The organism is Acidocella aminolytica 101 = DSM 11237, from assembly GCF_900129125.1.
Lineage (GTDB): Bacteria > Pseudomonadota > Alphaproteobacteria > Acetobacterales > Acetobacteraceae > Acidocella > Acidocella aminolytica.
In genome coordinates this window covers 14,588-28,254 of the sequence record NZ_FQVJ01000008.1, presented here as the reverse complement: position 1 = coordinate 28,254, position 13,667 = coordinate 14,588, and the positions used below count along the sequence as shown (strand labels likewise).

General features: G+C 61.1%; 11 protein-coding genes. 6 read left to right on the top strand and 5 right to left on the bottom strand.

The features are described 5' to 3' along the window. The first annotated feature begins 16 nt into the window (after positions 1-16). The 4 genes from carA (at position 17) to BUB54_RS05975 (ending at position 6,434) form a co-directional block, all read left to right on the top strand. Positions 17-1,345 (top strand): glutamine-hydrolyzing carbamoyl-phosphate synthase small subunit, encoded by a 1,329-nt coding sequence (carA, locus tag BUB54_RS05990; protein ID WP_048877230.1) that lies wholly within the window; start codon positions 17-19, stop codon positions 1,343-1,345. Between the two features lie 85 nt (positions 1,346-1,430). Further along, positions 1,431-4,673: a carbamoyl-phosphate synthase large subunit gene (gene carB, locus BUB54_RS05985; protein ID WP_048877229.1), complete on the top strand. Its 3,243-nt coding sequence runs from the start codon at positions 1,431-1,433 to the stop codon at positions 4,671-4,673. A gap of 89 nt (positions 4,674-4,762) precedes the next feature. Then, on the top strand, positions 4,763-5,236 hold the full coding sequence (gene greA / locus BUB54_RS05980; protein ID WP_048877228.1) for a transcription elongation factor GreA: 474 nt from the start codon (positions 4,763-4,765) through the stop codon (positions 5,234-5,236). Position 5,237: 1 nt separating this feature from the next. After that, positions 5,238-6,434: a threonine ammonia-lyase gene (locus tag BUB54_RS05975; RefSeq protein WP_048877227.1), complete on the top strand. Its 1,197-nt coding sequence runs from the start codon at positions 5,238-5,240 to the stop codon at positions 6,432-6,434. A 53-nt stretch (positions 6,435-6,487) separates the two neighbouring features. Here BUB54_RS05975 and BUB54_RS05970 read toward each other — a convergent pair whose 3' ends face one another. Next, positions 6,488-7,534 carry an aldo/keto reductase gene (locus BUB54_RS05970; RefSeq protein WP_048877226.1) on the bottom strand — a complete coding sequence of 349 codons (1,047 nt, stop codon included), beginning with the start codon at positions 7,532-7,534 and terminating at the stop codon, positions 6,488-6,490. A 426-nt stretch (positions 7,535-7,960) separates the two neighbouring features. On the opposite strand from BUB54_RS05970, the gene BUB54_RS05965 reads away from it, so the two are divergent. Further along, entirely contained in the window at positions 7,961-8,662 is a 702-nt protein-coding gene (locus tag BUB54_RS05965; RefSeq protein ID WP_048877225.1) for a phytanoyl-CoA dioxygenase family protein, read from the top strand. Here BUB54_RS05965 and BUB54_RS05960 read toward each other — a convergent pair. Together BUB54_RS05960 and cysS are read right to left on the bottom strand one after the other, a co-directional pair. Beyond that, a complete protein-coding gene (locus tag BUB54_RS05960) occupies positions 8,659-9,426 on the bottom strand; it encodes an RNA methyltransferase (protein ID WP_048877224.1) in 768 nt (255 codons plus the stop codon). The genes BUB54_RS05965 and BUB54_RS05960 overlap by 4 nt on opposite strands. 1 nt (position 9,427) lies before the next feature. After that, positions 9,428-10,777, bottom strand: coding sequence for a cysteine--tRNA ligase (cysS, locus tag BUB54_RS05955; RefSeq protein ID WP_048877223.1), 1,350 nt, complete (start codon positions 10,775-10,777; stop codon positions 9,428-9,430). Between the two features lie 78 nt (positions 10,778-10,855). Here cysS and BUB54_RS05950 point away from each other — a divergent pair, with 78 nt between their 5' ends. Then, positions 10,856-12,235, top strand: a complete 1,380-nt coding sequence (locus BUB54_RS05950) for a dipeptidase (protein ID WP_048877276.1) — start codon at positions 10,856-10,858, stop codon at positions 12,233-12,235. 19 nt (positions 12,236-12,254) lie between these two features. Here the strand turns inward: BUB54_RS05950 and BUB54_RS19905 are convergent, their stop codons facing one another. Together BUB54_RS19905 and BUB54_RS05940 are read right to left on the bottom strand one after the other, a co-directional pair. Further along, positions 12,255-12,491, bottom strand: a complete 237-nt coding sequence (locus BUB54_RS19905; protein ID WP_082075546.1) for a YraN family protein — start codon at positions 12,489-12,491, stop codon at positions 12,255-12,257. Positions 12,492-12,607: 116 nt separating this feature from the next. Next, positions 12,608-13,654: an AI-2E family transporter gene (locus tag BUB54_RS05940; RefSeq protein ID WP_048877222.1), complete on the bottom strand. Its 1,047-nt coding sequence runs from the start codon at positions 13,652-13,654 to the stop codon at positions 12,608-12,610. Between the last annotated feature and the right edge of the window lie 13 nt (positions 13,655-13,667).

The window sequence follows — 13,667 nt, the reverse complement described above, 5'->3', positions numbered from 1 at the left end:
CGCTAAAGAAGATACCATGCACACGCCCATCGAAGAAATCCTGCGCCGCCTCGGCGGCAACGAGGCCGCCGCTCAACTGACCGGCGTCTCCCCCGAAGCCGTCCGCAAATGGCGCAGCGCCGGGTCTATCCCGCCGCGCCATTGGCCAGCCATTATGGCCGCAACCGGCTTGGCATGGGAAGATTTTTCAGGCGTAGCCGAAAGCGCAGAGGTGCCGCCGGGGGCGACCGCCGCCCTGGTGCTGGCGGATGGCAGCGTGTTCTGGGGCCGGGGCTTTGGCGCTTTTGCCACCACCAAGCCGTCTGAGCTGTGCTTCTCCACCGGCATGACCGGTTATCAGGAGACGCTGACCGATCCCTCCTTCGCTGGGCAGATTGTCACCTTCACCTTCCCGCATATTGGGAATGTGGGCACGAACAAGGAAGATATGGAGGCCCCGCAGATTTTCGCGCGCGGGCTGGTGACGAAAGAGGATTTCACCGCCCCTTCCAACTACCGCGCCACGAATGACCTGGGCAGTTGGCTGAAGAACATGAACATTCCTGGCATTTCAGGCGTAGATACACGGGCGCTGACCCTGCGCATCCGTGATCTTGGCGCGCCGAATGCGGTGCTGAGCTTCCCCGAGGACGGCAAGTTCGACCTGAAGGCGCTGGCCAAGCAGGCCGCCGACTGGGCCGGGCTGGAAGGGCTGGATCTGGCCAAGGATGTCTCCTGCACTCAGCCGTACAACTGGACGGATGGCACCTGGAGCTGGGAAAACGGCTTTGCGGAAACCAATGGCGGCAAGCGTGTAGTCGCGGTGGATTTCGGGGCCAAGCGCAATATTCTCCGCTCGCTGGCCTCCGCCGGCTGCCATGTGACGGTGGTGCCCGCCACCTCCAGCGCCGAGGATATTCTGCGCCACAAACCCGATGGCGTGTTTCTCTCCAACGGCCCCGGCGACCCGGCGGCGACGGCTACTTACGCCGTGCCCGCCATCCAAGGCGTGATGGCGGCGGGCGTGCCGATTTTCGGCATCTGCCTCGGCCACCAACTTTTAGCGACGGCCCTGGGCGGCAAGACCTATAAGCTGGAACGCGGACACCGCGGCGCCAACCAGCCGGTGAAGGATCTGACCACCGGCAAGGTGGAAATCACCTCGCAAAATCACGGATTCGCGGTGGATGAGAAATCCCTGCCGAAAGGCGTGGAGGTGACGCATGTCTCGCTGTTCGATGGCTCGAACGAAGGCATCCAGGCGAAGGAGAAAAAAGTGTTCTCCGTGCAGTACCACCCGGAAGCCTCCCCAGGACCGAGCGACAGCGCTTATTTGTTCAAGCGTTTTGTCGAGCTGATGGGCTGAGGCCCGCTTATTTATTTGGGTCCGGGGCCAACAGGCCCCGGTTTGTGCGGGGCAGCGCCCTGCGAAACAATTTCAGGACATCACCATGCCCAAACGCACAGACATCAAATCCATCATGATCATCGGCGCCGGGCCGATTGTCATCGGCCAGGCGTGCGAGTTCGACTATTCCGGCGCGCAGGCCTGCAAGGCGCTGCGTGAGGAAGGCTACCGCGTCATTCTGGTGAACTCCAACCCAGCGACGATCATGACCGATCCGTCGCTGGCGGATGCTACCTATATAGAGCCGATTACCCCGGAGATGGTTGAAAAGATCATCGTCAAAGAGAAGCCGGATGCGCTGCTGCCGACCATGGGCGGGCAGACCGCGCTGAACACGGCAATGAGCCTCGCCAAGTCCGGTGTGCTGGAAAGGCTGGGCGTAGAGCTGATCGGTGCGAATGCCGAGGTGATTGACCGCGCCGAGGACCGTTTGAAATTCCGCGACGCGATGGCGGAGATTGGCGTGTATGGCCCGCGTTCGGCCATTGCCCATAACCGCGAGGAAGCCACGGCGGCGCTGGAACAGGTGGGCCTGCCTGCCGTGATCCGCCCTAGCTTCACGCTTGGCGGCACGGGTGGCGGCATTGCCTATAACCGTGAGGAATTCTTCGAAATCTGCATGGGCGGCATTGAGGCTTCGCCGACCAATGAGGTGCTGGTCGAAGAATCCGTGCTCGGTTGGAAGGAATATGAGATGGAGGTTGTCCGCGACAAGGCGGATAACTGCATCATCATCTGCGCCATCGAGAATATTGATCCGATGGGCGTGCATACAGGCGATTCCGTGACCGTCGCCCCGGCGCTGACGCTCACCGACAAAGAATACCAGATCATGCGCGATGCCAGCATCGCCTGCCTGCGCCGCATTGGCGTGGAAACCGGCGGCTCCAACGTGCAGTTCGGCATTAACCCGGAAGATGGCCGCATGGTGGTCATCGAGATGAACCCGCGCGTCTCACGCTCCTCGGCGCTAGCCTCCAAGGCCACGGGCTTCCCCATCGCCAAGGTGGCGGCGAAGCTGGCCGTGGGTTACACGCTGGATGAGCTGCAGAACGATATCACCAAGGCGACACCTGCCTCTTTCGAGCCGGTGATTGATTACGTCGTCATCAAGATCCCCCGTTTCACCTTCGAGAAATTCCCCGGAACCCCGGCTTTGCTCTCCACCTCCATGAAATCCGTGGGTGAGGCCATGGCGATTGGCCGGAATTTCCAGGAGGCTTTGCAGAAAGGCCTGCGCTCCCTGGAGACTGGGCTGTCCGGGCTGGACGAAATGCCCGCCCCCGGAGATGGCGGGATCGACGCGTTCCGCGCCGCGCTCTCCACCCCGCGCCCAGACCGGCTGCTGATGGCGGCCCAGGCGTTGCGCGCCGGGCTTTCGGTTGAGGACGTACATTCCGCCTGCAAGTTTGACCCCTGGTTCCTACGCCAGATGCAGGGCATCATCCAGGCCGAGAACGAGGTAAAGGCCAACGGTCTGCCGCGCGATGCGTTCGGCTTCCGCCGCCTCAAGGCCATGGGCTTTACCGATAAGCGCCTCGCCCAACTCTCCGGCCAGAAGGACAGCGCGGTGACGGCCGCGCGGCTGAAGCTGGATGTAACCCCGGCCTATAAGCGAATCGACACCTGCGCGGGTGAGTTCGCTTCCGCAACCTCTTATATGTACTCGACCTATGAGGGCTCTTACGGCACCCCGCTGGACGAGGCGGAGGTTTCGGACAAGCGAAAGGTGGTGATCCTGGGCGGCGGGCCAAACCGCATCGGCCAGGGGATCGAGTTTGATTATTGCTGCGTCCATGCCGCCTATGCGCTGCGCGAGGCCGGGTATGAGACAATCATGGTCAACTGTAACCCGGAGACCGTCTCTACCGATTACGATACCTCCGACCGGCTGTATTTCGAGCCGCTCTTCGCGGAGGACGTGATCTCCCTTCTGCGGAAGGAGCAGGAGAAGGGCACGCTGCTAGGCTGCATTGTGCAATATGGCGGGCAGACGCCACTGAAGCTGTCTTTGGCACTGGAAGCGGCAGGCATCCCCATCCTCGGCACCTCAGCGGATGCGATCGATCTGGCGGAGGACCGCGAGCGGTTCCAGGACCTGCTGAAGAAGCTCAGCCTGCGCCAGCCGGATAACGGCATCGCCCGCTCCACCGAGCAGGCGGAGGCGATCGCCGAGCGGATTGGCTATCCCGTGATCATCCGCCCCTCTTACGTGCTGGGCGGCCGGGCCATGGAAATTGTGTATGACCGCACCGGGCTCGAGCGCTATATGCGCGAGGCCGTGCGTGTCTCCGGCGACAACCCGGTGCTGATCGACCGCTATCTGAACGAGGCGCTGGAAGTCGATGTGGACTGTATCTGCGACGGCACGGACGTGTATGTGGCGGGCGTGATGGAACATATCGAAGAAGCAGGCATCCATTCCGGTGACAGCGCCTGCTCCCTGCCGCCTTACTCGCTCTCTCCGGCCATTGTCGCAGAGTTGCGGGCCGAGACAGTGGCAATGGCCAAGGCGCTTGGCGTGGTGGGGCTGATGAATGTGCAGTACGCCATCCAAAACGACACGATCTATGTGCTGGAAGTGAACCCCCGTGCTTCACGCACCGTGCCCTTCGTGGCGAAGGCAACCGGCGTACCGGTAGCCAAGATTGGCGCGCTGGTGATGGCGGGTGAGAAGTTGGCCAGCTTCAACCTCGATGATTCCGTGCCGCCGCGTCACGTGGCGGTGAAGGAAGCCGTGTTCCCCTTCGGCCGGTTCCCGAATGTGGACACGCTGCTCGGGCCCGAGATGAAATCCACCGGCGAGGTGATGGGACTGGATACCAACTTCGCCCGTGCCTTCGCCAAAGCGCAGATGGGGGCTGGCGTGCATCTGCCGCTGAACGGCACGGCCTTCGTCTCGGTAAAGGATGCTGACAAGCCCGCCATCCTGCCCGTGGCACGGCGGCTGACGGAGTTAGGCTTTACCATCCTGGCCACCGGCGGTACCGCCAAGTTCCTGACCGAGGCCGGTATTGAAGTGAAGCGCATCAATAAGGTCCTGGAAGGCCGCCCCCATTGCGTGGATGCCATCCGCTCCAACGATGTGCAACTGATCATCAATACCGCGTCTGGCGCGCAGTCCGTCGCCGACTCGTTTGATATCCGGCGCTCGGCCCTGACCCATGGCGTGCCCAACTTCACCACTATCGCGGGGGCAAGGGCGGCGGCACATGCCATTTCGGCCCTGATGTCCCGCACTCTTGAAGTTGCGCCGCTTCAGTCGTACTTTCACCAATCTTTCTGACCCCTCCGGCGGCGTGTCCGCGCCGGCGGCGGTGTTTTGCGTAACTTTTAACCCCATCGGGGGCCATAGCGCGCCCTTGAGGAGATGCAGTGCAGAAATTTCCCATGACCGCGGCTGGTCTCGCGGCGCTCGAAGAAGAATTGCGGAATCTCAAGTCTCTTGAGCGTCCGGCGATCATTCGTGCCATCGCCGAGGCGCGCGCCCATGGCGACCTCTCAGAGAACGCCGAATATCATGCCGCGCGCGAACGCCAGTCCTTCATTGAAGGCCGGATTTCAGAGCTGGAAGAAATTGTATCCGCCGTTGAGGTGATCGACCCCACCGCGCTTTCCGGTGAAACAGTGAAGTTCGGCGCGACCGTGCTGCTGGTGGATGAAGATACCGACCAGGAAGCCACCTACCAGATTGTCGGGCTGTATGAGGCGGATATCAAGCAGAGCAAGCTCTCCGTGACTTCGCCGCTGGCCAAGGCGCTGATTTCCAAGCGTGTGGGGGACACTGTGTCCGTTCCCGCGCCGGGCGGTGACCGGTCTTACGAAATCCTGAAAATCAGCTTCGTGTGAGATGATCACTTACGATGATGTCCTGGCCGCGTCCAAGCGGATCCAGGGCGCGGTGCTGCGCTCCCCGTTTCTGCGGATGGAGGGGCTCTCCCGCCTTACCGGGGCCGAGCTTTATGTGAAGCTCGACCACCTTCAATCCACTGGCGCTTTTAAGGAGCGCGGGGCGGCCAACCGAATCGCGTTGCTGACGGATGCCGAGCGCAAGCGCGGCGTGGTGGCGATGTCGGCCGGAAACCACGCCCAGGCAGTGGCCCGCCACGCCATGCTGGCGGGGATTAAGGCCACCATCGTCATGCCCCGCCACACTCCGGCCACCAAGGTGACCCGCACGGCAAGCTGGGGCGCGCATGTGGTGCTGCATGGCGACACGCTGGCCGAAGCCGCCGCCGAGGCCAGCCGGCTGGAGAAAGACGAGGGGCTGTTTTTCATCCACCCCTATGACGACCCGGCGGTAATGGCGGGCCAGGGCACCATGGCGTTGGAAATGTTCCAGGACGTGCCGGACCTGGACGCGCTTGTAGTTGCCACGGGTGGCGGCGGGCTAATTGCGGGCAGCGCCGTGGTAGCGCGGCATCTGCGGCCTGAATGCAAGGTTTATGGTGTGGAGGTGGAGCATTACGCCGCCTTCGCCCAGGCTCTCTCAGGCCAGGAGATTAAAGTAGGCGGGCCGACCATCGCGGAGGGTATTGCAGTGCGCGATATTGGCCAACGCCCGCTTGCCGTGATGAAGGCGCTGGATGTGCCGATGCTGGTTGTCACTGAGCACGCGGTGGAAAGCGCCATCGACGCGTTTGTGGAAAACGCCAAGCAGGTCACGGAAGGTGCTGGTGCTGCCAGTCTTGCCGCCGTGCTGAGCTTCCCCGAGCATTTCCGGGGCAAAAAGGTGGGAATTTCCATCTGCGGCGCGAATATCGACCCACGTATTCTGGCCAACACGCTGATGCGCTGCTTGCTGCGCGATGGCCGTATGCTGCGACTGGTGCTGGAAATGCCGGACCGGCCGGGGATGCTGGCTGAGGTCTCCAAACGCATTGGCGAACTTGGCGGGAATATTCTGGAAGTCTCGCATCACCGCCTGTTCTCCAGCCCCTCGGTACAGGATGCGCAGCTTGAGGTGATGATCGAAGCGCGTGATGTAGCGCATGGGGAGGCAATTGAGGCTTCGCTGGCGGAAGTGTTCGTGCTGCGGCGGCTTTAAAAAAAGCTTTAAAAATGGTGGCTCCTTTAAAAAGAGCCACCATTTGAAACATCTTACTCTTTCTCAAATGGCCCAGGCACGCGGTTGCGCGATTGTCGCGTGAGCATCCAGCCCGGATATTCCGCCGGCAATTCACTCACCTCATCCAGCTTTGCGATGTCCTCTGGCGAGAGCAGCAGTTCCGCCGCGGCCAGATTATCATCGAGCTGCGCGGTGTTCTTGGCGCCGATGATCACACTGGTGACATGCGGTTTCGCCAGTAGCCAAGCTAGTGCAACCCGCGCCACGGACACACCATGCGCCGCCCCCACCTCACGCATCGCGGTGATGCAGGCATCCGCGCGTTCGAGATTCACCGGCGGGAAATCGAAGGTCAGGCGCCGTGAATCATTCGCTTTTTCGCCCCCCGGGCCGTATTTGCCGGAGAGATACCCACCCGCCAGCGGCGACCAGACCATCAGTCCGAGCTTTTCCTCATTCATCAACGGCACCAGCTCACGTTCTAGGTCACGCCCGGCGATGGAGTAATAAGCCTGCAACGTCTCGAACCGCGCATAGCCCTTGGCCTCGGACAGGCCTAGCGCCTTGGCGATTTTCCACGCCGCCCAGTTGGACACGCCGACATACCGCACCAGCCCTTGGCTTACGAGGTCATCCAGCGCGCGCAGCGTTTCGTCGATGGGGGTGATCGTATCGTTGCCGTGGATCTGGTAGAGGTCAATATGGTCGGTCTGCAACCGCTCCAGGCTCGCTTTCACGCCATCCATGATATGCCCTCGTGAGGCGCCGCGGTCATTCGGGCCGGGGCCGACCTCGCCGTAAACCTTGGTGGCCAGCACCACGTCCTTGCGCTTCACGCCCAGATTTTTGAGCGCCTGCCCCACCAGCCGCTCGGACTGTCCCATGGAATAGACATCCGCCGTGTCTATGAAATTCACCCCGGCCTCCAGTGCGCGGGCGATAATGGCATCCACCTCCGCCTGACGAAGCTGGCCAATGGCCTTCCAGAAGCCCGCATCCTCATTGCCACCAAAGGTCATGGTGCCAAGGCAAATTTCAGACACATAAAGGCCTGTGCGGCCAAGCTGCTTGTATTTCATGCTGATTGTCTCCTGAACGGCAGAGATATGGGAAGGCGTTGACGGGCTGGCAAGCCGGGAAATGCTTTTAGCGTTCCCTATGCTTTTTCGATCTGTTATCAATTCATCCTCCCCCTTGAAACAGACGTCAAAGAGGTTGGCTTTCTGAATAAAGCCGCCAAGCTAAGCGAGAATCAGCTGATATCCGCAAAAGCTTCCTTTGAACTAAATGGCTTTTTGGTCCTGCCCCGTTTCTTTAGCGATGATTTAATCGACACCGCCCAAAAAACAGTGGACTAGGTGAAATCCGCAAGCCCGCTGAACGTGGTTGTAGATGATCTGGAGACTGGAGCGCACTCGGTTCTTGGCCTGCTACCGCCAGATATTGTCCATAGCAACCGCACCAAGATCAATGATTCGTATATGTAACAAACAGCAATCCGCGCTTTGACGCTGGATAAAAAGCTGGTCACAATTCTGCGGACGCTTCTGGAATTTGCCCCTGCCCTTTGCAACAGCCTTTATTTCGCGAAAGACAGCGCGCAGGGGCTGCATATCGATTCATTATACATGACGCAGCGCGCCCAAAAACATCTCATTGCCGCATGGGGTGCGCTTGAAGATACGCATGAAGATGCCGGGCAGCTAGAATATTTTCCAGCAAGTCAATTGATTGAGCCTATGAAATTTAAAGATGGAAGCTACCATGCGAGCGACGACGAAAAGCCCACATGGGAATGCTACATCGACCTGGATATTACCTGGCGGCAGCTCACCGGCAGAAAATCCTCAGCTCAAAAAGGCGTTGTTTTTATTTGGCATGCGAACCTCCTCCACGACGGCAGTCAGATTAAAAACAAGGCGCTAACCAGAAAGCCCTGCGTTTTCCAGCTTTTCCTGAACCTGACGCAAAAGAATCGGGACAGAAAATGGTCGCTCAATCCTTCGCCTTTTGGCTCGACCATCCACCGCAGACATCGCCGGAGGATATTGCCAGCCAGCTTCCCTTCTCTGAGAAACCCTATCTGGCCCGCTACCCGAATATTGCCGCTGCTGTACAGAACGGGAATTTTCCCAATGGGAAAGCCCATTATGATCATTTCGGGAAAAAAGAAGGCCGTCTGCCCGCCTGTGATGGCCTGCCTTTAGCGTGGCCCGCGCACCAATTCCGTAATCACCCCGTGCAGTGTGTTCAGCTCCTGGCGCGTTACTTCGCCGCGTTGGAAGAAATGCCGGAGATTACGTACCATGCCGGGGCGCTTCTGCTCATTGCGTAAAAATCCGCTTTCATCACAGGCTCGGATGAGATGCACCATGAAATTATCCAGCTCACCTTTTGTAGCGGGGGCGGTTTCGTTCACCTGCAATTCACGCGGCGGCTGCTCCGGGTTGCGGGCCAGCCACCATTCATACCCCATCACCATCACCGCCTGGGCGAGGTTGAGGGACATGAAGTCCGGGTTTAGGTCGTAACGGATCAGGCTGTCCGCATGGGCGATGTCGTCATTATCCAGCCCCGTGCGCTCTGGCCCGAAGAGAATGCCGATTTTCAAACCTCTTGCCCCTGCCGCGACAATTTCATTCGCCCCGCCGCGCGCGGTGAGCACGGGCTTGATGATATGGCGCGGACGCGGACAAGTGGCAAACACCCGGTGCAGATCCGCCACCGCCGCCGCCACGGTTTCAAAAACCCCGGCATTATCCAGGATGCGATGCGCACCGGAGCCGGTGATCCAGGCACGTGGCAGCGGCCAGCCATCGCGCGGGGCGACGATACGTAAATGAAACAACCCACCATTACCCATGGCCCTCGCCACCGCGCCGATATTCTCGGCCATTTGCGGACGCACCAGAATCACCACCGGCGAAGGATCAATCGGGGTCAGTTCCGCCCCGCCATTGCGCCCGGTCATCTCAGGCCTTCCTGAGTTTGTAGGTACCGCCTAGGCCATCCTCGATGATGACACCATGATCTTTCAGTAGCAGATCGCGGATGCGGTCGGATTCCGCGAAATCCTTTGCCTTGCGCGCGGCCACGCGGCTTTCAGCCAACGCTTTCACCGCGTCATCAATCCCGCCCGCAAACCACACCTCCGGCGTCATGTTCAACAGCCCCAACACGTCGCCCGCCGCGCGCATCTCCGCCGCCGCCTGGGCATCGCCCGCAATGGCCTGATCCGCCAGCGCGTGCAGCCCGGCCAGGGCACCGGGGGTGTTCAGGTCATCCAGCAACGGGTCCATCACCTCCTCCGGTACGGTCTTGGCGGGCTCCACGCCATGATGCAACTCCAGCGCGCGGTAGAAACGGTCCAACTCCTTACGCGCTTCCATCAGCCCGGCATCGGAGAAATCCAGCGTCTGCCGGTAATGGGCGCGCATCAGCATCAGCCGCACCGCCTCGCCGGGGGCTTTTTCAAGAACCTCGTGCAGCACTAGAAAATTGCCGAGCGACTTGCTCATCTTCTCGCCATTCACCAGCAACATGCGGTTATGCACCCACACATTGGCAAAATGCGAGCCGGGGAAGGCGCAGCAGCTTTGGGCAATCTCGTTCTCATGGTGCGGGAAGATCAAATCATCACCGCCGCCGTGAATGTCGAAATTTTCGCCCAGATGGCGCCAGGACATCGCCGAGCATTCAATATGCCAGCCCGGCCGCCCGCGCCCCCAGGGGCTCTCCCAGCCCGGCAGGTCTGGCGTGGAAGGTTTCCAGAGCACGAAATCCCCGGCTTCCCGCTTATACGGCGCAACATCCACGCGCGCGCCGGCAATCAGCTCATCGAGCGTGCGGCCGGAGAATTTGCCGTACTCCGGGTCGGAGGACACGGAGAACAGCACGTGCCCTTCGGCCTCATAAGCATGGCCGTTCAGGATCAGCTTATTGATGATCTCGATGATCTCAGGGATGTGCGCCGTGGCGCGCGGCTCGATATCGGGCGGCAGGGTGTAGAGTGCGCCCATATCCTCATGATACCAGCGGATCGGCCCTGCGGTGACCTCCTCAATGGAGACCCCGCGCTCCTTGGCGCGGACGTTAATTTTGTCGTCCACGTCCGTAATGTTCCGCACATATGTGACTTTCGGGTATAGTCGACGCAGCAGGCGGATCAATACGTCGAAAATCACCACATTGCGCGCATTGCCGATATGGGCGCGATCATACACGGTGGGGCCGCACAGATAGGCCCGCACATTGGCCGGATCGAGCGGAACGAAGGGCGCCTTGGCGCGGGTGCGGGTATTGTACAGCGTCAGATGGGTCATGATGCGGTTCTTTTGGCCTGTTTTACCGTCAAATCAAGCTGCATTGATTTTTTCCGGGTCGGAGGCTCTGATGGCGGTATGGATAAGATACTGGCCGCCATCGATTCCGCCCTGCCCTCCTCTCTTGAGCGGCTTTTCTCCTTTTTGCGCATCCCCAGCATCAGCGCCCAGCCCGCCCATGCGGCGGATTGCCGCCGCGCCGCTGAATGGTCCCGCGACACGCTGACGGAGATGGGCTTCGCAGCACGGCTTTCAGAGACCAAGGGGCATCCCGGCGTTATCGCGCAGAATTTTTCCGCCGGGCCGGAGGCACCGCATGTGCTGTTCTACGGCCATTACGACGTGCAGCCCGCCGACCCGCTGGAGCTGTGGCACTCGGACCCGTTCGACCCGCAACTGGTGGAAGGCCCGCGCGGCAAGCGCATCGTCGCGCGGGGGGCGGTGGACGATAAAGGCCAGGTGATCAGCTTCATGGAGGCAGTGCGCGCGCATCTGGCGGTCAACGGCAGGTTGCCGGTGCGCCTGACCATCCTGCTGGAAGGCGAGGAGGAAAATGGCAGCCCCTCGCTCGCCGAGTTGCTGACCAACGAGCGCGATAACCTGCGAGCCGATTTCGTGCTGGTGGCCGACACGAATATGTGGAATTTCGAAACCCCGGCCATCACCGCGAGCCTGCGCGGGCTGGCTGCCATTGACGTGCGGCTGCATGGCCCCTCCCGCGATTTGCATTCCGGCCTGTTTGGCGGGATCGCGCTGAACCCGATCTTCGCGCTTACCCATATTATCGGCCAAATGAAGGACGATCAGGGCCGCATTACCATCCCCGGCTTTTATGACGGAATCACGCCCGTTTCGCGGGAGCAAGAGGCGGCATGGGCCGGGCTGGGGTTCGATGCAGGGGCGTTTCTTGGCGATGTCGGCCTGCACCACCCGGCGGGTGAGCAGGACCAGATCCCCCTCGTCCAGCTTTGGGCCAGGCCAACGGCTGAACTGAACGGCATTTATGGCGGCTATCAGGGCGATGGCAGCAAAACCGTGATCCCCGCCCACGCCACGGCCAAGCTCACCTTCCGCCTCGTCGCGGGGCAGAACCCAGTAAAAATCCTGGATGCGTTTGAGCGGTTCGTGATCGAGCGCCTGCCGCCAGATGCCCGCGCGGAATTCACCCGCGGCGGTGCCGCACCGGGCTATGGTCTGGCGCCAGATGCGCCTTTTCTGCGCGCGGCGCAGGCGGCCTTGTTGGCGGAATTTGGCAAGGACGCCGCCTTGGTCGGCTCCGGCGCGTCCATTCCCGTTGTGGAAGCTTTCAAGACCATTCTGGGGCTGGATACGCTGCTGGCCGGGTTCGGGCTGGATGATGATTGCATCCATTCCCCGAACGAGAAGTTCGAGCTGGCCTGCTTCCATCGCGGCACCCGCGCCCATGCCCGGCTGCTCTCGGCCTTTGCCCGGGCTTAGGTCAGCCGGATCACGTCGTCTATGATTTCGATGCCGCCCGGCATCGCCAAGGCGGCATCGAAGCGTGTCTCTGGCCGCGCCCAGCCTTCAGCGCGGCCAGCACCAACTCCGCCGCCTGCACAAACCGCGCCTGTTGCCGGGGGAGAGAGATGGCATAAGCCGCCTCGGCCACGCCGGCACGCACCTTGAGCTCAACAAACAGCAGGGTCTTCGCATCAGCCGCGACGATATCAATTTCGCCGCCGCCGGTTTTCAGAGCAGCATGGCGAGGATTTCAAAGCCGCGCTGCCGGAGAACCGCCGCGACATCATCCTCTGCCAGCCGTCCGCGCTGCTCCACCGCGCGCTTTTTGACTTTGCTCATCCCGCGCCGCTAAGGTTGCCGCCAGGTTCCGCGGGGCTGGCCCGCAAATTCCTCCGCCACGGCAATGCCGAGCGCCAGCAACACAGGCCCCAGAAAAATGCCCAGCGCCCCAAAGGCCAGCGCCCCGCCCAGCACGCCGATCAACGTAACGGAGTAAGGCAGGGACGCCCCGCGAGAAATCAGCCAGGGCCGCAGCACGGAGTCCGCGCCGCCCACCACCACGAAGCAATAAATCGCCAGCAAAATACCAATGACCAGATGGCTGGAGGCAATCAGATACAAGCAGAGCGGTACATACACCACCACCGCCCCCGCCGGCACAATGGACACCAGCCCCGCGATCACCGCCAGGATCAACGCGTGCGGTGCCTTGGCCAGCATAAACCCAACGGCATAGAGAATGCCCTGAAACGCCGCCGTGCCTAAAATGCCGATCACCACCCCGCGCACCGTCGCCGCGACGAGGTTGAACAGTTCCTCCAGCGTGGCCGGGTTGATCACCCGCGCCAGCACCAGCCGGATACGCTCGACCATTTGCGCGCCGGATAAAAAGAACAGAAAGGCAAACAGCAGTGCCACCACGGTTTCCACCAGCCCGTGGCTTATATGCACCAGCAGCCTGATGCCCGTATGCGCGACCGAGCCGATAACCGGCTGGGCGGAGTTCACGAGCCCGCCCAGATCATCCGCCGAATTGTTCCAGAAATCCGTCAGCAATCCGCCGACAACAGGGATTTTCTGCAAAAAGCCCGGCGCGGGCGGCAAGCCGTTGCGGATAACATCCGTGACCCAGCCTTGGCTGTTGCGTGCCTCCGTCGCAGCGACAAGCCCCAGATGCACCAACGGCACCAGCAGCAACACCGCCAGAATGAGCGTAATGGCCAAGGCCGCCACCGTGGGCCGGAGATGCACGCAGGCCCGCACGTAAAGCGGCCAGAGACAAAAGACCAAAATAGCGGCCCACAGCATTGCTGGGAGAAACGGCAGCAAGATAACAGCGCAGCCAAGCCCCAATGCCAGGGCCAGCGCGGTCAGGAAAAGCCGGTCAGGTCTCATGTGATCTCTGTGC

Coding starts and splice junctions, on each gene's coding strand:
- BUB54_RS05940 (WP_048877222.1), bottom strand. CDS start 13,654: ATGAGACCTGACCGGCTTTTCCTGACCGCGCTGGCCCTGGCATTGGGG.
- carA (WP_048877230.1), top strand. CDS start 17: ATGCACACGCCCATCGAAGAAATCCTGCGCCGCCTCGGCGGCAACGAG.
- BUB54_RS05950 (WP_048877276.1), top strand. CDS start 10,856: ATGGATAAGATACTGGCCGCCATCGATTCCGCCCTGCCCTCCTCTCTT.
- BUB54_RS05970 (WP_048877226.1), bottom strand. CDS start 7,534: ATGAAATACAAGCAGCTTGGCCGCACAGGCCTTTATGTGTCTGAAATT.
- carB (WP_048877229.1), top strand. CDS start 1,431: ATGCCCAAACGCACAGACATCAAATCCATCATGATCATCGGCGCCGGG.
- cysS (WP_048877223.1), bottom strand. CDS start 10,777: ATGACCCATCTGACGCTGTACAATACCCGCACCCGCGCCAAGGCGCCC.
- BUB54_RS05975 (WP_048877227.1), top strand. CDS start 5,238: ATGATCACTTACGATGATGTCCTGGCCGCGTCCAAGCGGATCCAGGGC.
- BUB54_RS05960 (WP_048877224.1), bottom strand. CDS start 9,426: ATGACCGGGCGCAATGGCGGGGCGGAACTGACCCCGATTGATCCTTCG.